Raw genomic sequence first — 21,780 nt, 5'->3', positions numbered from 1 at the left:
CCATTCACTATCAGGTGCGCTGGGCCACCAGACGGGGCAACAGCACCTTGTCCACCAGCAGCAATCCGACCGCCATGCTCAGCACAAACAGCAGGATCTGAGGTTGACCGCTGGACAACAGGCTCAGCGCCGGCCCGGGGCAGATCCCGACCATGCCCCAGCCTACCCCGAACAGGGCAGCCCCACCAATGAGCTTGCCATCAATAGCCCCCTGTTTTGTGAACTGATACGCCGTACCGGAGAGGCTACTGCGACGCGGCTTGATCAGCAGGAAGTAACCGGGCATGAAGACGCCGAGCGCCCCCCCCATCACGAAGCCGAGGCTGGGGTCCCAGGCGCCCGCCAGATCGAGAAAGCCGGTGACCCGGGCCGGGTCGACCATGCCGGAGACCGCCAGCCCGAGGCCGAACAGGACGCCGCTAAGCAGGGCAGCAAACAGATTCATGGGAACTCCTTACAGCAGGTGATGGGTGACGAAGACGGTGACGATGCCGCTGGCCATGAAGGTCAGGGTCGCCACGATGGAGCGCGGTGACAGTCGCCCCATGCCGCAGATGCCGTGGCCGCTGGTGCAACCGTTAGCAAAGCGGGTACCGATGCCGACCAGCAGTCCGGCCAGCGCGACCCAGGGCCAGGCCGGCAGGGCGGCGAAGTCGGGCAGCGCCGCCCACCCCAGGGTAAAAGCAAGCCAGGCTCCGACGCCAAGGCCAAGCAAGAAGACCCAGCGCCACGGGGTACGGCTTTGCAGGGCACCGGTCAAGATCCCGCTGATCCCGGCGATACGGCCATTGACCAGCAACAACAGCAGCGCGGCGCTGCCAACCAGGGCTCCCCCCAGCAGGGCGAGCAGCCATTGGGTTTCAAACATCGACATCATTCTCCTGTGAGTGACAAAAATTTTTCGCCAGCGCGGCCAGCACGTCGCTGACCGCCTCGCTGGCGAGCGAGTAGTAGATCTGCTGCGCCCGTTTACGCGAGCGGATGAGGCCGCTACGACGCAGCACCGCCAGTTGCTGGGAGAAGGCGGACTGACCGAGCCGGCTGTGGGCCAGCAGTTCGCTCACCCCCTTCTCCCCTTGAGTCAACTGGCACAGCACCAGCAGACGCTCGGGATGGGCCAGCGCCTTGAGCAGGGCGGCGGCAGCCTCGGCGTGGTGGTTCATCTCGTCATACTGGGTCATGGTAATAAATTAGCAATTACTGATATTTAGGCTTATTGTATAAAGCAAACCTAAATTAGCAACAGCTAATTAAAAAGGAGAGCAAAAATGACGGTCGACAACGGTGTGCGTGTGGTGGCAGGCAGCATGCTGCTGCTCTCGTTGGCGCTGACCCACTGGGTTCATCCCGGGTTCGTCTGGCTCAGCGTGCTGGTGGGGATCAACCTGATCCAGAGCGCCTTCACCGGCTTCTGCCCGGCGGCCAGGCTGCTCACGCGGCTGGGATTGAAATAAGAAAGGGCGGCCACTGGCCGCCCTTCGCGCTTGTCAGCTCCCTCACCCGCCGTGTACCCCGGCCGGCTCGACGTGGATCAGCACCTCGGCATGGGGCAGCATGGCGGCGATGAGCCGCTCCAGCTCGTCGCACAGGTGGTGAGAAGCGGCGACCGTCATGGCCGGCGGCACCGTCAGATGAAAGTCGATATGGCGCCGCCGCCCCGACTGACGGCTGCGCAGGGCGTGATAGGCCGTCCCTTGCGGGCAGTTGGCCTGTAACAATTGCTCAAGCTCGGCCAGCTCGGCCTCCTCCATACGGTGATCGAGCAGGCCGCGCAGCGCCTTAAGCAGCAGCTCGATCGCCTCCTTGAGGATGAACAGTGCCACGCCGATGGCGATGAGGGGGTCAAGCCGGGCCAGATCCCAGCCAAGGGCGACCCCGCCCCAGATGAGCAGCATCCCCGCCGCGACCCCGAGCGAGGTGAGCACATCAGCCTTGAGATGCAGGGCATCGGCCTCAAGCGCCAGCGACTCCTCCTCCTTGGCGACCCGATAGAGGTGGCGCGACACCAGGATGTTGACCAGCGCCGAGGCGCCCATCACCAACACGCCCCAACCGGCGCCCGAGATGGGCTCGGGGTGCAGCAATTTATCCAGCGCCTCGGTCATGATCCACAAGGATGCCACCAAGATCAGCAGCGCCTCGATCACCCCCGAGATGTTCTCAATCTTGTCATGGCCGTAGGGGTGGCACTCATCGGGTGGGGCGTCGGAGCGCGAGACGGAGAAAAAGGCGATGAGGGCCGCCACCAGATCCATGGCCGAGTGGATGGCCTCCGAGATAATGCTGACGGCACCGGTCAGCAGACCCACCGCCAACTTGGCCACGATGAGCAGGCTGTTAGAGCAAACTGAAAGCAGGGCTGCCCGACTCTTTGTATTCATCATTACACTCCTCTCCACGGCCCTGCTTTTTAACCAAAAGCCACCCCATATTCAAATTAATTTATGGCGACAAGAAATAAATTCACCGCTAAATGGAAACCATTGCCATTTATTCTATCACCCCATAACAATAAAACTTAACTAGATGATTCTTAAAGATAAAAAATAACCAAATAAATCATTCTCACTATTAACGCCCTTCTCATCCGGCTATCAACCAAGCGGCATCGGCGCATCAATTAACGAGGGGGAATAATATTCCAGATAGCCGTTGAGTCAGGGTGGATGGCCCACCAATATTTACATTTTATTAATATTTAGTTATTATCTTGCCCGCCAATTCATCATGGAGACACACAGTGGGCAATTCATCGGGCGACCGGCGCTCGCTGACCCCGTCAGCCAGCCACTAGGCGACGAGACTCGCAGATTGCCTGCCGCTCTCGCGCCAGCGAGAAGCACTCTTCTTCTCCCCACCCTGAAACGGCGCGGCGCCCCCGCGACCGGCCTCTGTTTCTCCTCCAGCCATTAGGGAGGAAACATGTTCAACCCACTGATACAACGCTGTTTCAAGCGACGAAAACGCGACACTCGCCACCACTACCGCGTGCAGATCCGCTGCCTGGATCGCCGCGATATGGAGCAAGTCATGGGGTCGGTCGACACCTTGCTGGTGCCCTTTGGCCTACAACCGGCGCAGGCCATGGTACCGCTCGCCGCCGACGGCAACGGCCGCGACCTGTTGCTGACCCTGACCTGCCTGCCGAGCCAGCGCCCACACCTGCGCCACTTCGTGCACCAGGTCGCACTGGCTCACCCGGTGCGCTGGTTCCTGCGCCCCTGACGCCCCTTTTCCTTTTACCCGTGACACGCCCAGCAAGGCTGGCGTGAAGGAGAGACTTGATGAGAATGTGGCAACAGATAGACCTTATCTCCCTTTCCGATACCCTGGCGAGCCTGGCGCTCGCCTTTGTGCTCGGCGCCCTGGTCGGCTTCGAGCGCCAGTACCGCCAGCGCACAGCCGGGCTGCGCACCAACGTGCTGGTCGCGGTCGGCGCCGCCCTGTTCGTCAACCAAGCCCAGCGCATTCATGAGCTTCATGGGGGCAACTACGGCATGCTCCAGGTGCTCGCCTATGTGGTTTCGGGCATCGGCTTTCTCGGCGCTGGCGTCATCATGCGCGAGTCGGGCAACATCCGCGGTATCAACACGGCGGCGACCCTGTGGGGCGTGGCGGCGGTAGGGGCCGCAGCGGGAGCCGGATTGGCGCTCGAGGCGGTGCTCGGCGCCCTGTTCGTGCTGGCCGCCAACACCCTGCTGCGTCCCGTGGTCAACCGCATCAACCGCACCCCGATGGATAACGAGGAGAGCGAGGGCACTTACCGGGTGACCGCCCTCACCGAACGCGCCACCCAAAAACCGGTGCTGCGCTGGCTGGAAGAGACACTGGAGGGGGCAGATTTTCCCCTGAGCGAGCTCGATATCGCGCCGTTTGGCGAGCGCGGCGTGGCCATCAGCGCCGTGCTGCTGCCGACCGCCATCGATGGCAAGGAGCTCGATGCCGTGGTGCTGCGTCTGGGGGATCATCCGGATGTGGAGCTGGTCTACTGGAGCTGTAGCCCCCACGCCTGAGTGAGTACACCATGACGCCGGCAGAAGCCGGCGTCATGGTCATGGGCGGCGGCTACGCCAGCGAATGCGGGGCGGCAGCACCAGGGCGGTGCGCTCGGGGGAGCGGCCGCGCACCAGCTCCTGCATCAGGGTGAAGGCCCCTTCTGCCAGCGCCGGGCAATCTTGCGCCACCGAATCGATGCGCATCGGGATGCAATCGAGCAGATCGTGATCGTCGAAGGTACACAGGCGCAGTGGCGCATCCATCAGGCCGTGCTGATTGAGGTAGCGCAGCACCCCTTCGAGCAGGGTGAACGACGCGGTGAACAGCGCCTCGGGCAGGCCACCGAGCTCCTCCACCAGCTCGGCCATCAACTGATAGCCGGAGTGGGGTTGGTAGTCGCGGTGGCGGATGCGCGCCGGCTCGGCGGCCAGCCCGGCCCGGTGCAGCCCCAGCTCATAACCTGCCAACCGGTGCCGGCTCGGGGAGAGATCGAGCAATCCGCCGAAGTAGTAGATGCGGTTGCCATGCTCGCTCGCCATCGCCTGCACCAGCTCGGCGGTGGCCTTGCAGGCATCCGAGATCACCATGGGCAGGCGCGACTCGCCGATGTGGCGATCGAGCTGTAACACCGGCAGTTGGGCATGGATGCGGCGATAGATCTCGTCGCTGTGGCCGCTCGAGGCGACGATGAGGCCATCCACCTGACGGCTGATGAGCGAATCCACCACCTGCTGCTCGATCAGGGGATCATCCTCCGAGCAGGCGATGAGCAGCTGGATCCCCGCCTCGCGGCAGCGCGCCTCGAGCACCCTGGCGATGCTGGCAAAACCGAAGTTGGTGAGATCGGGAATGACCAGCCCCCAGGTGTAACTGCGGCTCTCGCGCAGGGCGCGGGCGTGGATGCTCGGCTGGTAGTGGCACGAATCGGCCACCGCCTGGATGCGGCGCCGGGTCTCGTCGGCGATACGGTATTCGGCGCTGCGCCCGTTGAGCACCAAGCTGGCGGTGGCCTTCGAGACCCCCGCCAGCTCGGCAATCCGGGCGATGGTGATGCGTTTTTTCTTCTCCACCTGGCGTTCCGGCTTGTGGGATGACCGCGCTATTGTACTAGGCTCGCGCGCAGCGGCCAGTGCCAAACGGCAATTTCCCCCTCCCCTTGCCAGCTCGCCAGGGGCTCTCCTGCCGGGAAGTGGCGGGCCGAGAGCACGGCGCGCCCCTCGTCGACGAAGCACTCGATGCTGGAGCTATCGAGCAGCACGCGCAAGACGCCGCCCAGCCAGGGGGCGCGGCGCCACTGCCACTCCCCCGAGCCCCAGTTGCGCCGCTCGAGCGCCACCTCACCCGGCTGCCAGTGCAGGCGCAGCCCCTCACCGATGGTGAGCACCCCGCGCCCGCTCGGCGCCAGATCGAGCCAGGCCGAGCCGAGCGCCAGCGCCGGGGCACCGGTCACGGCCCCCTGATAGTGGCTCTCGTCCCCCTTGAGGGCCGCCAGCTCCGCCACCGGACGCTGGCACAGCCACGCCTCCTGCCAGTAGAGCTCGCGCGGGCAGCTCATCTGATGCAGCCAGCCATGCGCGATGGTGGGCTGACTCATCTCGTTCTCTTCAGGTAGCCCCAGCCAGCCAAATAAAAGACGCCGCCCCTGGCGGTCTATGGTGGTCTGCGGCGCATAGAACTCAAAGCCTCTGTCTAGCTCATGGAAGGCGCCGTGCTCGAAGCGCGTTCCGTCAAAGTGCCCAGCCAGCCAGCCGCATTGATAGAGGTTGAGGTAATCCTCTCCCTGCGGGGCTACCCCCTGCGGGCAACTGATGAGCACGTGGTAAGAGCCCAGCGCAAACAGATCCGGGCACTCCCACATGTAGCCAAACTCCCCCAGCCCGCCGCGTCCGCTGCCAGCGATGGGGCCCACCCATTGCCACTCATGCAGGGAGGCGCCGCGATAGAGCAGCACCTCGCCGCGATCGTCCAGGGTACGGGCCCCCAGCACCATCAGCCACTGCTGGCCGTCGTGCCACACCTTGGGGTCGCGCACGTGGCCGCTGTACCCTGGCGGTAAATCGAGTACGGGCCCCAGCTTGTCAAAGCCGCCCCGGCCGTCATCGCGGGCCAGACACTGGAAGGCGGTGCGGCTGCCATCCGGGTATTTGACGTTGCCGGTATAGATGAGGGTCAGGCGCCCCTGCTCGTCGCTCACCGCCGAGCCCGAGTAGCAGCCGCTCTGCTCGTAGGGCTCGACTGGCAGCAGGGCCGGCAGCTCGTGGCGCCAGTGCAATAGATCGGTCGAGCTGACGTGGCCCCACCCCTTGTTGCTGTGTTCACAGCCGAGCGGGTTCCACTGGTAGAAGAGGTGGTAGCGCCCGTCGTGCTCGATGAAGCCGTTGGGGTCATTGAGCAGCCCCACCGGGGCTGCCAGATGCCAGCGGGGCCGATGGGGATCGGCCGCCGCCTCGAGCTGTCCGGCCAACAAGGCGCGAACCGTCTGTTTGAGCAAGTCGACTTCTTGCATCACTCCACCTTGTACTTGAGCAGGTAGGAGGCGGCGAAGGCGGCGCCAAAGGCGATCACCATGCCGATGACGTAGTGGATGAGGCTCAGCGGCTGGACGATGGCCATGCCGGGAATACCGGTCAGCCCCACCGCCGTCATCCCCACCTTGGCCGCCACCACGTAGGCGCCGCCGCAGGCCCCGCCGAGCAGACCGGCCAAGAAGGGCTTGATGAAGCGCAGGTTGACCCCGAAGATGGCCGCCTCTGTGATGCCGAGCAGACAGGACATAGCCGCCGGCACCGTGATCGCCTTGATCTTCACGTCACGGGTCTTGAAGTAGACCGCCAGACAAGCCCCCCCCTGCGCCACGTTGGCCATGGCCCAGATAGGCAGCAGGAAGTTGACCCCGATCTGCGCATTGGTGAGCAGCCCCGCCTCGATGGCGTGGAAGCTGTGATGGATGCCGGTGATGACGATAAGCGAATAAGTGCCGCCAAACACCAGCCCCGCCAGCCAACCTGCGTGTTCATAAAGGGCGCTCAGGCCAAACGAGATGCCATCCCCCAGCACGCGACCGGCCGGGCCGATGAAAAGCAGCGCCACGAAGCCGGTGATGATGACGGTGAGAAAGGGGGTCACGATGAGATCGAGCGCATCGGGAATACGCTTTCTCAGCTGCTTCTCCAAGTGCGACATGAACCAGACCGCCAGCAGCACCGGGAAGACGGTGCCCTGGTAGCCGATCATCGCAACATCCAGCCCGAAGAAGTCCATGGTCTTGAAGCCGCCGGCCACGCCCCAGGCGTTGGTCAGGGCCGGGTGGGTGAGGATGCCACCCAGCGTCGCCCCGAGATAGGGGTTGCCGCCAAATTCCCGCGCCGCCGTAAAGCCGATGAGGATCGGCAGTATGATGAAAGCCGCCGAACTGAACATGTCGAGCATGACGAACAGGGCGCTGTCCGGGTTGACCCAGCCATAGGTGCGCACCATGCCGAGCAGCCCCATCAGCAGGCCGGAGGCAACGATGGCCGGGATGATGGGCACGAAGATGTTGGAGAGGGTCCGCGCCAGGCGCTGGGCCACGTTGAGCTTGGCGCTGGCCATGTCGGTCAGCTCCGCCTTGCTGGCAGTGCCGGTGCCGGTCAGGGCCACGAACTCGGCGTAGACCTTGTTGACCAGGCCAGTGCCGAAGATCACCTGAATTTGGCCGGCGTTGCTAAAGCACCCCTTGACCCCTTCCAGCTTGTCGATAGCGGCCTTGTCAACCTTGCCGTCATCGGCCAGCACCAGCCGCAGCCGGGTGGCGCAGTGGGCGGCGCTGACGATGTTCTCTCTTCCCCCGAGCAGGGGGATCAGATCCGAGGCGATTGCATTGATATCCATATGTCTCTCCCGGCCCGCCCGCGCGGGCCCTTGTGAACTGTTTTATCTGCTTCCCAGAAAAGTGGCCAGCGCCGCCCGATCCGGCAGGGCGGTCATCGCCCCCTTAGCGGTGGTGGCAAGCGCGCCGCAGCCGTGGGCCTGAGCCAGGATGGCGGGCAGCTCGTCCGGGCCGGGCAGCGTGGTGCGCTCGGCCAGGGCAGCCAGCAGGCCAGCCACGAAGGCATCCCCTGCACCTGTGGTATCGACCGGCGTCACCACAGGGCCGCGCCAGTGCAGCCGCTCTTGCCCAAGACGCGCCACCACCCCCTCCTTGCCGAGGGTGATGAGCACCAGGCTCGGCCCCTGCAAAGCGGCGAGCCCCGCCTCGAGATCGGTTTCCCCGCTGAGCCAGGCCAGCTCCTCCCCCGAGAGCTTGACCACATCGGCCTCGCGCACGGCGCGCGCCACTTGAGGGTGCATCTCGCCCGGCTCGCCCCACACCTCAGGGCGCAGGTTAGGATCGAAACAGACCCGGCCACCGGCAGCGCGCATGGCCGCCATCGCCTGCCAGGTGGCGCTGCGTACCGGCTCATTGGCAAGGGCGATGGAGCAAGTGAGCAGCCACTGCCCCGGCCCGAAGGCCGGCAGATCCGCCGCCGTGAGCCGCTGGTCGGCACTCGGGCGCACCATGAAGGTGAAGCTGCGCTCCCCCTGCTCGTCGAGATCGACCAGCACGGTGGAGGTGCGGCCATCCGAGTCCAACATCAGGTGACTCACGTCGACCCCCTCCTGCACCAGGGTCGTGGCCAGGAAGCGGCCAAACGGATCGGCACCGACCCGGCCGATGAAGGCCGCGTCCCCGCCGAGGCGGGCCACCCCGACTGCCACATTGGCCGGCGCCCCACCCGGACAGCGCAGGTAGCGCCCCTCCCCTTCCGGCAGCAGATCGACCACCGCATCACCCAGAACCCAGACTCGCTGCATCACAACCTCCACGTCGATGCCTCTTTGATGGGGCGCATTATCAGCTAAACCGTTTTAGCTAACCAGCGGATCCCGCCACCATTTCTGTGATCGGCCTAACAAATCAGAACCAGGTTTCCATCTGTACGCCGAAGTTCCATTCGCCACCGGCGCTGAAATCGCTCTGGCCGAAGGCGTCGCTGCTGGCGTAGTCATCCAGCTCGGACGACCAGTTCATCCAACTGGCAAACACCCGCAGCTCGGGGCGCTCGAAGAAGCCGGCGGTGCGCGCCTTGAAGGTGGGCGCGAAGGTGAGCTTGGTGAAGTCCCCCTTGACCGCCTGGCGCCCCTGATAACCCTTGGGATCGAGATCCATGTACTGCCAGGTGGCCTCGTAGACCAGCTCCACATTCTGGCTCAGGATCTGCTCAACCCGGCCGTTGAGCGTGGCCCAGCGGTATTCGTCCCCCTTCACGTAGCGATCTTGGCTCTGCTCGGCCAGCACGGCCGGGGCGAGACGCCAGTGGCTGCCGAGATCCGTGGTACCAAACAGAGCCAGGCGCACCGCATCGGCATCCGGTAGCAGCTCGCTCTCCGAGCCCAGCCCCTTGACCTGAGCCCCGAGGCCGTGGCCGTAGAGCAGGGCCGCCTTGCTCATGCCGGGGCGCATCCCGAAGAAGCTGTCGGCGTGATAAGCCAGCAGGGTGTGTACCCCCTTGTCGGCGGCCGCACTCCCCTTGCCGCCATCGTTGATGCGCGCCTCGTTGTCCTTGGCCGACAAGCCGTTGATCATCCACTGCCAGTGACCGATGCGGTTGTTCATGGTGAGGATGTAGCTCTCGATGTCGGAGAGATCGCTGGCGCTGATGTCGCCGTAGTCGCGCCCGTAGAGGGAGAAGTTCGCCTTCCAGTTGTCGGCCAGCTGCACGTCATAGACGCCGCCGCCGGTGCCGGCGAGGAACACCACGTCCGAGTCGAGCCAGTGGATATCGAAGTTGTCCCGATCAAAGCGCTTACCGGCCCACAGCACCGAGTGCTGGAACGGGCCGCTAAAGCTCGCCAAATCGCCGATTTCGGCAAACACCTGGCGGGTGTTGAGGCTAGAATCGCTGGCGGTCCAGTCGTTGCTGGTCTCCACCCCGTCGGCCAGCATCAGCTTGTAGCGGGCCCAGCTGCCGTCCTCGAAGGTCTGGGTTTTCAGCAGGTTGGCCTCCATGTAGGTGTCATCCTCGTTACCAAGGCGCCCCACGGCGCCGCCCACCGAGCCCGCCGGCGTCACGTAGGGGCCGCCGCGCCCGCCGTTGCCGTTGCCATTGACCAAGAGGCCCGAGCGGGCATAGCCGTGGAACTCAAAGCCCTGGGCGCCAGCGGTCTGCTTGTCCACCTTCTCGCTCTGGGCCTTGGCCACCACGGCGGTCTCACGGGCTTCGCTCGCCTTGCTCTCAGCCTTATCAGCCCGCGCCTCTGCCGCAGCCGCACGCGCCTCGGCGGCCTGCACCCGAGCCTCCAGCGCCGCCAGACGCGCTTCAATGCCGCCGTCTGCCGCCCACAGGGAGCCACTCATCAAGCCCAGCGTCACCGCCAGCATCACCTTGCTTTTTTGCATGTCACCATCCTCATCTGTGTCGTTGTTATCAGGCGAGGCAAGAGTAGCTAAACCGGTTTTGCACCAGCAATAGGGGAGCTGAACCGTTTTAGCTGAACTGTGATCCGCTCAACATTCGGCCAGTAAGGGAAGTGGGAACTTGTGATCGCGATCCCTGATGAGCGAACACTCAGCAGGGCTGAAAAAAAGAGAGCCGGCACTGTGGCCGGCTCTTTTCGAGGCTAATGAGATCAGCTGGTGAGGTCATCGAAGAAGCGTTTCACCCCTTCAAAAAAGCCCTCGGACTTAGGCTTGTGGGTCTTGGCGGCGGCGCCGCTGAACGACTCGTCGAGCTGACGCAGCAGCTCTTTTTGCTGCTCGGTGAGGTTGACCGGGGTCTCGACCACCACCTTGCACATCAGATCGCCCACCTGGCCGGAGCGCACCGATTTCACTCCCTTGCCCCGCATACGGAACATCTTGCCGGTCTGGGTCTCGGGCGTCACCTTGAGCTTGACCCGGCCATCCAGGGTCGGCACCTCTATCTCGCCACCCAGTGCCGCTGCGGTGAAGCTGATAGGCACCTCGCAGTAGAGGTTGTTACCGTCACGCACGAAGATCTCGTGATCGCGCACGTGCACCTGGACGTAGAGATCGCCGTTCGGGGCGCCGGTCTCACCTGCTTCCCCCTCGCCGGAGAGGCGAATGCGATCGCCGGTGTCGACCCCGGCCGGGATCTTGACCGACAGGGTCTTGGTGCGCTGGTAGCGCCCCTCGCCGTGGCACTTGCCACACGGGATGGAGATGATCTTGCCGCGCCCGTGGCAGTGGGGGCAGGGCTGCTGCACCGCGAAGAAACCCTGGCGCATCTGCACCTGGCCGGAGCCATGGCAGGTGGGGCAGGTCTTCACGTCGCTGCTGCTCTTGGCACCGGTACCGTTACACTGCTCGCAGTGGACGTGGGTCGGGATCTTAATCTCCTTGGAGACGCCGCGCACGGCCTCTTCCAAAGAGAGCTCCATGTTGTACCGCAGATCGGCACCGCGGGCCGGGCCACGCCGGCCACCCCGGCCACCCCGGCCACCACCGAAGATGTCGCCGAACACGTCACCGAAGATGTCGCCAAAGTCGGCACCGCCACCAAAGCCACCGTGGCCGCCGCCCATGTTGGGATCAACGCCAGCATGGCCGAACTGGTCATAGCGGGCCCGCTTCTCGGCGTCGGTCAGCACCTCGTAGGCCTCTTTGACCTCCTTGAACTTCTCCTCGGCGTCCGCGTCACCCTGGTTGCGATCCGGGTGGTACTTCATGGCCAGGCGCTTGTAGGCCTTCTTGATCTCGCGCTCATCGGCGCCCTTGGCCACACCAAGCACTTCGTAGAAATCGCGCTTCGACATACTTATCCTGTTGCTATATCAGCAGTTATGCAGACGGGCGTTGGTCACCCAACGCCCGTGAATTCATGGACTGTGCACTCATGGGCGCACCCTGCGGGCCGTTACCGGCCCGCCCGGGACAATTACTTCTTGTCGTCCTTCACTTCTTCGAACTCGGCGTCGACCACGTCGTCGTCCGCCTTAGCGGAGGATTGCTGCTGGCCGGCACCGGCCTCGGCACCTTGAGCCTGGGCTTGCTGCTGGGCGATCTCCATCAGCTTCTGGGAGACTTCCAGCAGGGCTTGCTGCTTGGCTTCGATGGCGGCCTTGTCGTCACCCTTGAGGGCAACTTCCAGCTCGCTCAGCGCGGCTTCGATCTTGGTCTTGTCATCGCTTGGCAGGGCTTCACCAGCTTCGGTTACCTGCTTGCGTACCGAGTGGACCAGACCATCAGCCTGGTTGCGAGCCTGTACCAGCTCTTCAAACTTCTTGTCCTCGGCCGCATTGGCTTCGGCTTCACGTACCATGCGCTCGATCTCGTCATCGGACAGACCAGAGGAGGCCTGGATGGTGATCTTCTGCTCTTTGTTGGTCTCTTTGTCTTTCGCAGAGACGTGCAGGATACCGTTGGCATCGATGTCGAAGGTCACTTCGATCTGCGGCAGACCGCGCGGTGCCGGACGGATGCCTTCCAGGTTGAACTGGCCCAGGGACTTGTTGTCGCTGGCGCGCTTGCGCTCACCTTGCAGCACGTGAATGGTCACGGCAGACTGGTTGTCTTCGGCGGTGGAGAACACCTGGGACTTCTTGGTCGGGATGGTGGTGTTCTTCTCGATGAGCGCAGTCATCACGCTACCCATGGTCTCGATACCCAGCGAGAGCGGGGTCACGTCAAGCAGCAGCACGTCGGTCTTGTCACCGGACAGTACGGCGCCCTGAATAGCAGCCCCCATGGCCACGGCTTCGTCCGGGTTGACGTCTTTACGCGGCTCTTTGCCAAAGAACTCGGCCACGGTCTTTTGAACCAGCGGCATACGAGTCTGACCACCCACCAGGATCACGTCGTCAATCTCGCCCACCGCCAGACCGGAGTCTTTCAGGGCAACGCGAACCGGCTCCAGAGAGTCTTTCACCATGTCTTCGACCAGGGCTTCCAGCTTGGCGCGGGTAACCTTGATGTTCATGTGCTTCGGACCGGTGGCATCGGCAGTGATGTACGGCAGGTTGACGTCGGTCTGCTGGGCAGAGGAGAGCTCGATCTTGGCCTTCTCGGCGGCATCCTTCAGACGTTGCAGCGCCAGCTGGTCGTTGCGAAGGTCAATGCCTTGCTCACGCTTGAACTCGTCTACCAGATAGTTGATGACGCGATTGTCGAAGTCTTCACCACCCAGGTGGGTGTTACCGTTGGTGGCCAGCACCTCAAAGGTAGTCTCACCTTCTACTTCATCGATCTCGATGATGGAGATATCGAAAGTACCGCCACCCAGGTCATAAACGGCAACCTTGCGCTCACCCTTGACCTTGTTCACGCCATAGGCAAACGCGGCCGCAGTCGGCTCGTTGATGATGCGCTTAACTTCCAGACCGGCGATGCGACCGGCATCCTTGGTGGCCTGACGCTGGGCGTCGTTGAAGTAGGCCGGCACGGTGATAACAGCTTCGGTCACCGGCTCACCGAGGTAGTCTTCGGCGGTCTTCTTCATTTTTTTCAGCACTTCGGCAGAGATCTGCGGCGGTGCCATCTTCTTGCCCTTGATTTCAACCCAGGCGTCGCCGTTGTCAGCCTTGGCGATAGCATACGGCATGATCTCGAGATCACGCTGCACCTCGTCGTCTTCAAAACGACGGCCGATCAGGCGCTTGATGGCGAACAGGGTGTTCTTCGGGTTGGTGACGGCCTGGCGTTTGGCGGGCTGGCCGACCAGGATTTCGCCGTCATCGGCATAGGCAATGATGGACGGAGTAGTACGGTCACCCTCGGCGTTCTCGATCACGCGAGCGTGGTCACCATCCAAAATGGCTACGCAGGAGTTGGTAGTACCCAGGTCAATACCGATGATTTTACCCATTTGACGAATCTCCAAATGCTTTCAACTGGTGGGGAGGCGCTGCCTCCCTTTCTGAACGTTAACGGCTAGGTGGGGTTATCCCGATGGGCTTTCAAGAGCCCGGTGATAAATTTTCCGGCTGTCCCAAACGCCCCTGCCGCAGGCTTGTTTCCTATATGGGGGCCCACTTGCCCCCTTCAAGGGTAAGGTCGAAAAAAATCAGCAAAAAGCCCGCCAAAAGGGCGGGCTGAACCGGCGGGGGCGCTCAGTCAACCGACTTGGCGACCATGACCATGGCCGGACGAATGACACGACCGTTCAGATCGTACCCCTTCTGCATCACGGCGATGACGGTATTGGGGGCCACCTCGGCGTTCGGCACCATGCTCATGGCCTGATGGGCATTGGGATCAAACGGCTGGCCGGCCGGATCGATGGGGGTCAGACCGAACTTGGCCACCGAGCTCACCATCGACTTCAGAGTCAGCTCGACCCCTTCGATCATCGGTTTGAGGGCGTCGTTTTCCTTGTCGGCCAGCTCGATGGCACGTTCCAAGTTGTCGAGCACCGGCAGCAGCTCACTGGCAAACTTCTCCAGCGCAAACTTGTGGGCCTTCTCGACATCCTGAGCGGCACGGCGACGCAGGTTCTCCATCTCGGCGACAGCGCGAACGGCACGATCACGCTCGTCGGCTGCGGCAGCGGTGGCAGCTTCAAGCTGGGCTTCCAGCTCGACAATGCGTGCCTGCTCCTGAGTCAGCTCGCTGTCCACATCGGGCTGTTCGACGTGATCTTCCAGCCCTTCCATCTGCTCAACCTTCTGCTCTTCGTGGTTCATGACATCTCCAATAACAAGGTGACTTCTTTATGTGGGGGTATTATGGGGACGAAGCCCTGCCTTTCAAGTACTAAGGCCCCCCTTTGCCACGATTGCAGCAGTAAAGCGTGACAAACGCGGTATACTCGCCCCCATCACTGGCGACATGCAAAACACACCATGGATTCTCCGTTCAAGACCATAGGACTCATCGGCAAGCCTCATCATGAGGGGGCAAACCAGACGCTACAGGGGCTGCATGACTACCTGACCCAACGTGGTTTCAACGTGCTGGTCGAAACCCGGGTAGCTCAGGCTCTCGGCGTCATCGAAGAGCAGCACATCGTCGATTTGGTACAGCTTGGTGAACGCTCGGATCTGGCCATCGTGGTCGGCGGTGACGGCAACATGCTGGGCGCCGCCCGCGTGCTTTCACGCTTCGACGTGGCGGTGATCGGGGTTAACAGGGGTAACCTCGGCTTTCTCACCGATCTCTCACCGCAAGATTATTTGGTGCCGCTTGAGCAGGTGCTCTCGGGCCATTTCAAGAGCGAGCAACGCTTCTTGCTGGAAGCCTCTGTCTATCGCCATGGCGAGCGCAAGGCGAGCAACCTGGCCGTCAACGAGGCGGTGCTCCATCCGGGTAAAATCGCCCACATGATCGAGTTTGAGGTCTACATCGACGGCAGCTTCATGTACAGCCAGCGCTCCGATGGCCTCATCATCGCCACCCCGACGGGCTCCACCGCCTACTCACTGTCGGCCGGCGGCGCCATCCTCACCCCCAAACTCAATGCCATCACGCTGGTGCCGATGTTTCCGCACACCCTGAGCAGCCGCCCCATCGTGCTCGACGCCGACAGCGAGGTGCGTCTGCTGGTCTCCCCCGACAATCAGGATGACGCCATGCTGGTGAGCTGTGACGGCCAGATCACCCTGGCGGTGCATCCCGGGGATGAGATCATCATCAAAAAGAGCCAGCACAGGCTCAAGCTGGTGCATCCACTCGATTACAGCTACTTTCACGTGCTGCGCAACAAGCTCGGCTGGGGTAGCAAGCTGTTCTAAGAGCTGCGAGTGCACATCCCCTCATGAGATCTGGTGTGAGCCGCCAACGAGGGGATAAACCGCCCCCTGAATGGCCAGGTTGAGTCATGGCGAACCTGCCGGCACTTTACTGTATGTAAAACCAGTATATACTGGATGCATACACAGTAATGTTGGCCCATACAGGATGCGACCATGCTGGCACAGCTCACCGTCACCAACTTCGCCATCGTTAAATTCCTCGAACTCGACCTGCAAGCCGGGATGACCTGCATCACCGGTGAGACCGGTGCAGGTAAATCCATCGCCATCGACGCACTGGGCCTGTGCTTAGGTGAGCGGGCCGAAGCGGCCATGGTGCGCCCAGGCTGCGACAAGACTGAAGTCAGCGCCCGTTTTCTGCTCGCCGGTAACCCGGCCGCCCGTGGCTGGCTAACCGCCAACGAACTCGAAGGGGATGAAAGCGAGGAGTGCATCGTGCGCCGGGTCGTCTCGGCCGAGGGACGCTCGCGCAGCTATATCAACGGCGTGCCAGTGCCGCTGGCTCAACTGAAAAACCTGGGCCAGCTGCTGGTCAACGTGCATGGCCAGCATGCCCATCAGTTGCTGCTGCGCGCAGATTACCAGTTAGCCCTGCTCGACGGCTTTGCCGGCCATACCCTGCTGCTTTCGGAAGTTCGCGAGCACTACCAACAGTGGCGCCAGCTGCAAAACGAGCTGGCCCGCCTGCGCGCCGAGCAGCTCGAACGGGAATCACGCCGGCAACTGATCGAGTATCAGGTACAGGAGCTCGACGAGTTTGCCCTACAACCGGATGAGTTTGAGGAGATCGAGGAGGAGCACCAGCGACTGGCCAACGGCACCGAGCTGCTGCAAGAGTGTGGCAGCTGCATCGATCTGCTCTATGAAAACGACGACACCACCATCGCAGGACTGCTGCAACTGGCCATCGACAAGGCCGAGGCACTGGCCGGCATGGATAGCCGTCTAACCACCGTGCTGGAGATGCTCAATGAGGCGCAGATCCGGGTCGAAGAGAGCCACGGGGAGCTGCGCGGTTATCTCGATAGCCTGGAGCTCGACCCCGAACGTTTCACCGAGCTGGAAAACCGCCTGTCACGCGCCATCTCGCTGGCCCGCAAGCATCACGTCAAACCAGCCGAGCTGGCGCTACACCATCAGTCACTGACCGAAGAGCTGGCCCGCATCGGCTCGGACGAGGCACGCCTTGAGGGGATGGAGAGCGAGCTGAGCCAAGCCCGCGAAGCCTTCCTGACCGCCGCCGAGGCACTCAGCCAGAGCCGGCGCCGCCATGCCGAGGCTCTGGCCTGCCGGGTCAGCGAAAGCATGCGTGAGCTAGCTATGCCACAGGGACAATTCGCTATCGACGTGGTCGCCGATCGTGGCCAGCACCTCTCACCGCTCGGTATAGACAGGGTTGAATTCCAGGTCACCACCAACCCGGGTCAACCATTGCAGCCGCTCGGCAAGGTCGCCTCCGGCGGTGAACTCTCTCGTATCAGCCTGGCCCTGGTGGTGATCAGCGCCCGCCAGATGGCCACCCCCACCTTGATCTTCGATGAGGTGGACGTGGGGATCAGCGGCCCCACCGCGGCCGTGGTAGGGCGCCTGCTGCGCCAGCTCGGCGAATCAACTCAGGTGCTGGTCGTGACTCACCTGCCCCAGGTGGCTGGCAACGGGCATCAGCACATGGTGGTGAGTAAGCACACCGATGGCCACACCACGGAAACCCAAATGCAGCCCATCACTCAGGGGGATCGCCTGCATGAACTGGCGCGCCTGCTCGGTGGCGATCACATCACCGATAACACGCTGGCCAACGCTCGCGAGTTGCTAGCCGGTTGAAAAGACGAAACGTCATGCCGATGAGTTCATTACAACTTATTAAAAAATAAAGATTTCCTTTTCATCTTTCATTCATGACGGGATGTTATGATGATGTAAATACCAGCAGTTCAGCCATGCCGATGCTGCATGACCCCATCGCGAGGGCGGCATGGCAAGCTGGTTGATTGAACTGCTGGCTCTCACGCAGGTGAAGGAGGGAACGATGGCCACACCCAGAATCATTTTGCTGCTGGAAGGGAAAGAGTACGAACAAGAGACCCTGACCCGAGCCAGCCACCTGGCCACCAAGCTTGGTGCCGAACTGGTATTGCTGCACCTGACACACAGCAGCAAGGTGCGTCGCGATAGGATTGAACTGCCCGACGATGAACGCAGCGCCCAGGCGACGTTGCAGGCCAAAGCGCTGATCAGTGAATTAATTGCTACCCTGCCCCAACCAGTTCGCTACGAGTGTTTAGCCGTCGACAACGTGGTGCGCGAGCTGAGGGAGTGGATTGCGGCCAACCCAGCCAATCTGCTGTTACTCGGCAGCCGGCATCACTGGATGGGGGGCTCTTTGGCCCGCTTGCTCATCTATAAGCTGCCGATTGATATCCAGATCTGCCACGAATCATACAGCGCCAATCTCCAGGCGGTGGGCTAGAGCTAGGCCCGGGATGATTCATCATGACTGAATACGGCACTGGTCTTCGCAGGCCACATCTTGAACAAGCTAGGCCCGTTATCATGACGGGCCGTGATAACCCGTAAGGGTAAACAACTCTCGCCTTCACCCTTACCCTCCCCTAGCAATAGCGTCATCATCGACCTCCTCACGTGTACAATCGAGCACGCTGGTATCAAGATCGTCGCGATTACGGGTCAGTAGCGGCGCTTTCCCCTCGCGATAAGGTCGAACATCGGAAAAGTCAGAGCCAAAATAGTGAGCAAACTCACGCCTGGCCTCATCAAGTGGCAGGGGAATAAAGAGCAGATGCACATCGAAAGTGGAGGCCGGAACGACAAAGCCACTCACCGGTATATCGTGAAAATGCTCATTGACCCGGTACCAAGCCAACCCCTCCTCCACTTTCCACGGCCGGTAGTTCGCCAGCAGCGGGCTGGCCGGGGTCGCGCTCGCCGGATCGAGATAAAGATCGTCAAACTCGCACTGCGCCATACCCTGCCACATGCGCTCAAATGGGGATGAACAGCCCCCCAGAGCCAGCACGGCCAGCAACCACACACGTGCTCCCTGCATCATCACTCCTTGTCAAAAAACCGCTGTCGCTCCAACAGCTTAAGGCCTGACTGCCGCTCTAACAGTACAGTAGCATTGGGGCCCGTCAGCCCAATCCATGGCAATTCAGCACCATTATGCCGACAGTGTACTCGCGCCTCGATGCAGACCCAACAATTCTGCCCCACAACTCAGAGCTGGCTATAGCAACCAGGTGATGGCGCAGGGACCGTGCAGCGGTGCAGCCCCCACTTTGATGCCTTGTGGTAAATCATGAAGATATCATGCGGCCCGGCGACACAGCTCGGCACCGGGTGTTTGCTGAGGCGAACGCATTCGATTTACACCATCCGAACTAGGCCCAAGTGGGTTATACCAAGTTCGCACGGGACGATCCCCATATCGACACGCAACCCAGACTGGAGCCAAAGGAGCGATGGACACCCCACTCCACCATTGGTGCCCAGTTACCGGTGCCGACATGACCTCATCTGCGAGATAGGGGCAATGAGGTCATCATGGCCGGGACGCAGTCGACGAGAAGCGCCATGGACGCACCATGTATCGCATGGAAAACGCCCGCTTAACCAACCCATTCAGATCCCATTGGCAACTCGTTCACCGTTTGTCACGCCGACGAGCGGATAAAGATAGGGGCCGCGCTTTCGCAACGGCCCCCCACTCGTGGTGGTGCTATCAGAGCAGCTTACGGGCTGCGCCCAGCACTATCTTGATGGCATCAGATTCGGTTTTCGCCATGGTTTCGGCGTTCGGGATCTCTTGTTGGGTACGGTTGACGATGACACCGGCCACCATGCCAGCACGCAATCCCTGGCTGGCACACATGGTCAGCAGGGTGGCAGACTCCATCTCGAAGTTCAGCACGCCCATGGACTGCCACTCCTTCATGGAGCCTTGGAAGCGCTGCACCACGCGGCCGGAGAAGGTGTCATAACGCTCCTGCCCCGGGTAGAAGGTGTCAGAAGAGGCGGTCACCCCCACGTGCAGCTTGGAGCCCAGCTCCTTGGCAGTGTTAACCAGAGCCGTGGTGCACTCGAAATCGGCGACGGCGGGGAACTCCATCGGCGCAAAGTGCAGGCTGGCGCCATCGAGGCGCACCGAGCCGGTGGTCACGATCACATCGCCCACATTCAAGTGCGGCTGGATGGCGCCGGTGGTGCCGATACGCAGGAAGGTGCGGATACCCAGCTGGGCCAACTCTTCCACGGCGATAGAGGTGGAAGGGCCACCGATACCGGTGGAGCAGACGATCACCGCCTTGCCATCCATCTCGCCGCGCCAAGAGGTGAACTCGCGATGGCTAGCCAGCAGAACAGGGTTGTCCATCAGTTCGGCAATACGCTTCACGCGCTCGGGGTCGCCCGGAACGATGGCCAGGGTGGCGCCTTGCAGATCCGCTTTCTTCAAGCCCAAGTGAAATACATCAGACATAACGAACTCCTGAGTCGCTCCCGGCTGAGCGGGTACCAACTGATTTAAAGTATTTTCAAGTTGCGTTCCCCTGAGTGCGGGGAGCGCCAACTATGGGCGATCGCCTCCTCGATTTCTATGAGTTTTCTCACATTTCCCCTCTCAAAAACGGGTGTGGAATGAGGCGAAACGTTTTACAAGCTAATGAATTTATTGATAAACGTTTTTCAAAATATGCGGTATGCTATCCGGTACTCACCCGGCCCCTAGGTCGGGGGGAGCAGGATGCTTTTCACGTCGGTCAGTGTCAGAAAATAGCGCCGAGATACATCTCACCGTTTCCTCGCGGACACGGCCCGACAGAGTGGCATGGAGCCATCCATACACCACGAATCGGGAGTTATCTCATGAGTGCATTTACCTTCTACATCCCCACCATCAACCTGATGGGCGCCGGCTGCCTGTCTGACGCTACCGACGAGATCGCCCGCCGTGGCCACCACAAAGCGCTGATCGTGACCGATCACATGCTCAACCGCCTCGGGGTCGTGGCCAAGGTTACCACTCTGCTGGCCGAGCGTGGCGTCACCGCCATCGTCTTCGACGAGACCAAACCCAACCCGACCGTTGATAACGTCAACGCCGGCCTGGCCCGCCTCCAACAAGAGGCGTGTGATTGTGTCATCTCCCTCGGTGGCGGCTCCCCCCACGACTGCGCTAAAGGGATCGCCCTGCTGGCGGCCAACGGGGGCTGCATCAAGGATTACGAAGGGGTGGATCGCTCTGCCAAGCCGCAGCTGCCGCTCATTGCCATCAACACCACCGCCGGCACCGCCTCCGAGATGACCCGTTTTTGCATCATCACCGACGAATCCCGTCACGTGAAAATGGCCATCGTCGACAAGCACGTGACCCCACTGATGTCGGTCAACGACCCCGAGCTGATGCTGGCCAAGCCGGCCGGCCTGACCGCCGCCACCGGCATGGATGCCCTCACCCACGCCATCGAGGCCTACGTCTCCAGCGCCGCCACCCCGATCACCGATGCCAGCGCCATCATGGCAATCCAACTGATCGCCAAGCACCTGCGCACCGCCGTACAGCAGGGAGATGATATCGAGGCGCGTGAGCAGATGGCCTATGCCCAGTTCCTTGCCGGCATGGCCTTCAACAGTGCGGGCCTGGGTTATGTGCATGCCATGGCGCACCAGCTCGGCGGCTTCTATGACCTGCCGCACGGGGTATGCAACGCCGTGCTGCTGCCCCATGTGCAGAGCTTCAACGCCCGGGTCTGCGCCGCTCGTCTCAAGAACGTGGCCGGTTTCATGGGGGTTGATGTCAGCGCCATGGATGACGCCCAAGGGGCCGCAGCAGCCATTGCGGCTATCCAGACCCTGTCCCGTGACGTGCAGATCCCGGCCGGTCTCGAGCTGCTTGGCGTCAAGGCCGATGATTTCGACCGACTGACTGAAAACGCCCTCAAGGACGCTTGCGGACTGACCAACCCAGTGCAAGCCAGCCACGCCGAAATCCGGGCCATCTTCCAGGCGGCCATGTAACGATGAGGTTCGGGGCGACAA

The 21,780-nt window shown here is 62.0% G+C and carries 21 protein-coding genes; 7 read left to right on the top strand and 14 right to left on the bottom strand.

The features are described from left to right. Positions 1–10 precede the first annotated feature (10 nt). Genes FE240_RS05070 through FE240_RS05060 form a run of 3 tightly spaced genes read right to left on the bottom strand, consistent with a single transcriptional unit; the run spans position 11 to position 1,181 of the window. The gene (locus FE240_RS05070; RefSeq protein WP_193003635.1) at positions 11–445 is read right to left on the bottom strand and encodes a YeeE/YedE family protein; all 435 of its coding nucleotides are present in this window, start codon (positions 443–445) and stop codon (positions 11–13) included. A 9-nt stretch (positions 446–454) separates the two neighbouring features. Next, on the bottom strand, positions 455–868 hold the full coding sequence (locus tag FE240_RS05065) for a YeeE/YedE family protein (RefSeq protein ID WP_042047197.1): 414 nt from the start codon (positions 866–868) through the stop codon (positions 455–457). Further along, positions 861–1,181 (bottom strand): ArsR/SmtB family transcription factor, encoded by a 321-nt coding sequence (locus FE240_RS05060; RefSeq protein WP_193003634.1) that lies wholly within the window; start codon positions 1,179–1,181, stop codon positions 861–863. The genes FE240_RS05065 and FE240_RS05060 overlap by 8 nt, the downstream gene beginning before the upstream one ends. An 87-nt stretch (positions 1,182–1,268) precedes the next feature. Between FE240_RS05060 and FE240_RS05055 the strand changes: the two genes are divergently transcribed. Beyond that, complete coding sequence (locus FE240_RS05055) at positions 1,269–1,454, top strand: YgaP family membrane protein (protein WP_193003633.1); 186 nt, start codon at positions 1,269–1,271, stop codon at positions 1,452–1,454. Positions 1,455–1,496: 42 nt separating this feature from the next. On the opposite strand, the gene FE240_RS05050 is transcribed toward FE240_RS05055, so the two are convergent. Continuing rightward, a complete protein-coding gene (locus FE240_RS05050) occupies positions 1,497–2,381 on the bottom strand; it encodes a cation diffusion facilitator family transporter (protein WP_193003632.1) in 885 nt (294 codons plus the stop codon). 541 nt (positions 2,382–2,922) lie between these two features. Here FE240_RS05050 and FE240_RS05045 point away from each other — a divergent pair. Together FE240_RS05045 and FE240_RS05040 are read left to right on the top strand one after the other, a co-directional pair. Then, entirely contained in the window at positions 2,923–3,225 is a 303-nt protein-coding gene (locus FE240_RS05045) for a hypothetical protein (protein WP_193003631.1), read from the top strand. A gap of 59 nt (positions 3,226–3,284) precedes the next feature. Next, the gene (locus tag FE240_RS05040) at positions 3,285–4,013 is read left to right on the top strand and encodes an MgtC/SapB family protein (RefSeq protein WP_193003630.1); all 729 of its coding nucleotides are present in this window, start codon (positions 3,285–3,287) and stop codon (positions 4,011–4,013) included. Positions 4,014–4,052: 39 nt separating this feature from the next. On the opposite strand, the gene FE240_RS05035 is transcribed toward FE240_RS05040, so the two are convergent. The 8 genes from FE240_RS05035 to grpE all read right to left on the bottom strand — a co-directional run bounded on the left by FE240_RS05035 (position 4,053) and on the right by grpE (position 14,655). After that, positions 4,053–5,066: a substrate-binding domain-containing protein gene (locus FE240_RS05035; protein ID WP_193003629.1), complete on the bottom strand. Its 1,014-nt coding sequence runs from the start codon at positions 5,064–5,066 to the stop codon at positions 4,053–4,055. Positions 5,067–5,095: 29 nt separating this feature from the next. Beyond that, positions 5,096–6,502 (bottom strand): glycoside hydrolase family 32 protein, encoded by a 1,407-nt coding sequence (locus FE240_RS05030; protein ID WP_193003628.1) that lies wholly within the window; start codon positions 6,500–6,502, stop codon positions 5,096–5,098. Further along, positions 6,502–7,866, bottom strand: coding sequence for a sucrose-specific PTS transporter subunit IIBC (locus FE240_RS05025; protein WP_193003627.1), 1,365 nt, complete (start codon positions 7,864–7,866; stop codon positions 6,502–6,504). Before FE240_RS05025 ends, FE240_RS05030 begins: the two co-directional genes overlap by 1 nt. 42 nt (positions 7,867–7,908) lie before the next feature. Beyond that, positions 7,909–8,829: an aminoimidazole riboside kinase gene (locus FE240_RS05020; RefSeq protein WP_193003626.1), complete on the bottom strand. Its 921-nt coding sequence runs from the start codon at positions 8,827–8,829 to the stop codon at positions 7,909–7,911. Between the two features lie 103 nt (positions 8,830–8,932). Next, positions 8,933–10,414, bottom strand: a complete 1,482-nt coding sequence (locus FE240_RS05015) for a carbohydrate porin (protein WP_193003625.1) — start codon at positions 10,412–10,414, stop codon at positions 8,933–8,935. A gap of 230 nt (positions 10,415–10,644) precedes the next feature. Beyond that, the gene (gene dnaJ, locus FE240_RS05010; RefSeq protein WP_193003624.1) at positions 10,645–11,790 is read right to left on the bottom strand and encodes a molecular chaperone DnaJ; all 1,146 of its coding nucleotides are present in this window, start codon (positions 11,788–11,790) and stop codon (positions 10,645–10,647) included. A 122-nt stretch (positions 11,791–11,912) separates the two neighbouring features. Beyond that, positions 11,913–13,838, bottom strand: a complete 1,926-nt coding sequence (gene dnaK / locus FE240_RS05005) for a molecular chaperone DnaK (protein ID WP_193003623.1) — start codon at positions 13,836–13,838, stop codon at positions 11,913–11,915. Positions 13,839–14,082: 244 nt separating this feature from the next. Next, on the bottom strand, positions 14,083–14,655 hold the full coding sequence (grpE, locus tag FE240_RS05000; protein ID WP_193003622.1) for a nucleotide exchange factor GrpE: 573 nt from the start codon (positions 14,653–14,655) through the stop codon (positions 14,083–14,085). A gap of 159 nt (positions 14,656–14,814) precedes the next feature. Between grpE and nadK the strand changes: the two genes are divergently transcribed. From nadK to FE240_RS04985, 3 genes are all read left to right on the top strand, one after another. Further along, a complete protein-coding gene (gene nadK, locus FE240_RS04995) occupies positions 14,815–15,702 on the top strand; it encodes an NAD(+) kinase (RefSeq protein WP_193003621.1) in 888 nt (295 codons plus the stop codon). A 174-nt stretch (positions 15,703–15,876) separates the two neighbouring features. Next, entirely contained in the window at positions 15,877–17,547 is a 1,671-nt protein-coding gene (recN, locus tag FE240_RS04990) for a DNA repair protein RecN (protein ID WP_193003620.1), read from the top strand. Positions 17,548–17,752: 205 nt separating this feature from the next. Continuing rightward, entirely contained in the window at positions 17,753–18,193 is a 441-nt protein-coding gene (locus FE240_RS04985; RefSeq protein ID WP_193003619.1) for a universal stress protein, read from the top strand. Positions 18,194–18,325: 132 nt separating this feature from the next. On the opposite strand, the gene FE240_RS04980 is transcribed toward FE240_RS04985, so the two are convergent. Further along, a complete protein-coding gene (locus tag FE240_RS04980; RefSeq protein WP_193003618.1) occupies positions 18,326–18,790 on the bottom strand; it encodes a hypothetical protein in 465 nt (154 codons plus the stop codon). A gap of 675 nt (positions 18,791–19,465) precedes the next feature. Then, positions 19,466–20,221, bottom strand: coding sequence for a uridine phosphorylase (gene udp, locus FE240_RS04975; protein WP_193003617.1), 756 nt, complete (start codon positions 20,219–20,221; stop codon positions 19,466–19,468). 386 nt (positions 20,222–20,607) lie between these two features. Here udp and yiaY point away from each other — a divergent pair, with 386 nt between their 5' ends. After that, on the top strand, positions 20,608–21,759 hold the full coding sequence (gene yiaY / locus FE240_RS04970; protein WP_193003616.1) for an L-threonine dehydrogenase: 1,152 nt from the start codon (positions 20,608–20,610) through the stop codon (positions 21,757–21,759). The last annotated feature ends 21 nt before the right edge of the window (positions 21,760–21,780 follow it).

The organism is Aeromonas simiae (assembly GCF_014892695.1).
Classification (GTDB): Bacteria; Pseudomonadota; Gammaproteobacteria; order Enterobacterales; family Aeromonadaceae; genus Aeromonas; species Aeromonas simiae.
The sequence above is the reverse complement of the archived record's forward strand: the minus strand, read 5'-3'. Positions and strand labels throughout refer to the sequence as shown.

Excerpts from the sequence above, each read along its gene's own strand:
- FE240_RS05030 (WP_193003628.1), bottom strand. The coding sequence starts at position 6,502 with ATGCAAGAAGTCGACTTGCTCAAACAGACGGTTCGCGCCTTGTTGGCC.
- FE240_RS05060 (WP_193003634.1), bottom strand. The coding sequence starts at position 1,181 with ATGACCCAGTATGACGAGATGAACCACCACGCCGAGGCTGCCGCCGCC.
- FE240_RS05070 (WP_193003635.1), bottom strand. The coding sequence starts at position 445 with ATGAATCTGTTTGCTGCCCTGCTTAGCGGCGTCCTGTTCGGCCTCGGG.
- FE240_RS04980 (WP_193003618.1), bottom strand. The coding sequence starts at position 18,790 with ATGCAGGGAGCACGTGTGTGGTTGCTGGCCGTGCTGGCTCTGGGGGGC.
- FE240_RS05015 (WP_193003625.1), bottom strand. The coding sequence starts at position 10,414 with ATGCAAAAAAGCAAGGTGATGCTGGCGGTGACGCTGGGCTTGATGAGT.
- FE240_RS05025 (WP_193003627.1), bottom strand. The coding sequence starts at position 7,866 with ATGGATATCAATGCAATCGCCTCGGATCTGATCCCCCTGCTCGGGGGA.
- udp (WP_193003617.1), bottom strand. The coding sequence starts at position 20,221 with ATGTCTGATGTATTTCACTTGGGCTTGAAGAAAGCGGATCTGCAAGGC.
- yiaY (WP_193003616.1), top strand. The coding sequence starts at position 20,608 with ATGAGTGCATTTACCTTCTACATCCCCACCATCAACCTGATGGGCGCC.
- FE240_RS05020 (WP_193003626.1), bottom strand. The coding sequence starts at position 8,829 with ATGCAGCGAGTCTGGGTTCTGGGTGATGCGGTGGTCGATCTGCTGCCG.
- FE240_RS04985 (WP_193003619.1), top strand. The coding sequence starts at position 17,753 with ATGGCCACACCCAGAATCATTTTGCTGCTGGAAGGGAAAGAGTACGAA.
- dnaK (WP_193003623.1), bottom strand. The coding sequence starts at position 13,838 with ATGGGTAAAATCATCGGTATTGACCTGGGTACTACCAACTCCTGCGTA.
- recN (WP_193003620.1), top strand. The coding sequence starts at position 15,877 with ATGCTGGCACAGCTCACCGTCACCAACTTCGCCATCGTTAAATTCCTC.
- FE240_RS05055 (WP_193003633.1), top strand. The coding sequence starts at position 1,269 with ATGACGGTCGACAACGGTGTGCGTGTGGTGGCAGGCAGCATGCTGCTG.
- grpE (WP_193003622.1), bottom strand. The coding sequence starts at position 14,655 with ATGAACCACGAAGAGCAGAAGGTTGAGCAGATGGAAGGGCTGGAAGAT.
- nadK (WP_193003621.1), top strand. The coding sequence starts at position 14,815 with ATGGATTCTCCGTTCAAGACCATAGGACTCATCGGCAAGCCTCATCAT.
- FE240_RS05065 (WP_042047197.1), bottom strand. The coding sequence starts at position 868 with ATGTTTGAAACCCAATGGCTGCTCGCCCTGCTGGGGGGAGCCCTGGTT.
- FE240_RS05050 (WP_193003632.1), bottom strand. The coding sequence starts at position 2,381 with ATGAATACAAAGAGTCGGGCAGCCCTGCTTTCAGTTTGCTCTAACAGC.
- FE240_RS05040 (WP_193003630.1), top strand. The coding sequence starts at position 3,285 with ATGAGAATGTGGCAACAGATAGACCTTATCTCCCTTTCCGATACCCTG.
- FE240_RS05045 (WP_193003631.1), top strand. The coding sequence starts at position 2,923 with ATGTTCAACCCACTGATACAACGCTGTTTCAAGCGACGAAAACGCGAC.
- dnaJ (WP_193003624.1), bottom strand. The coding sequence starts at position 11,790 with ATGTCGAAGCGCGATTTCTACGAAGTGCTTGGTGTGGCCAAGGGCGCC.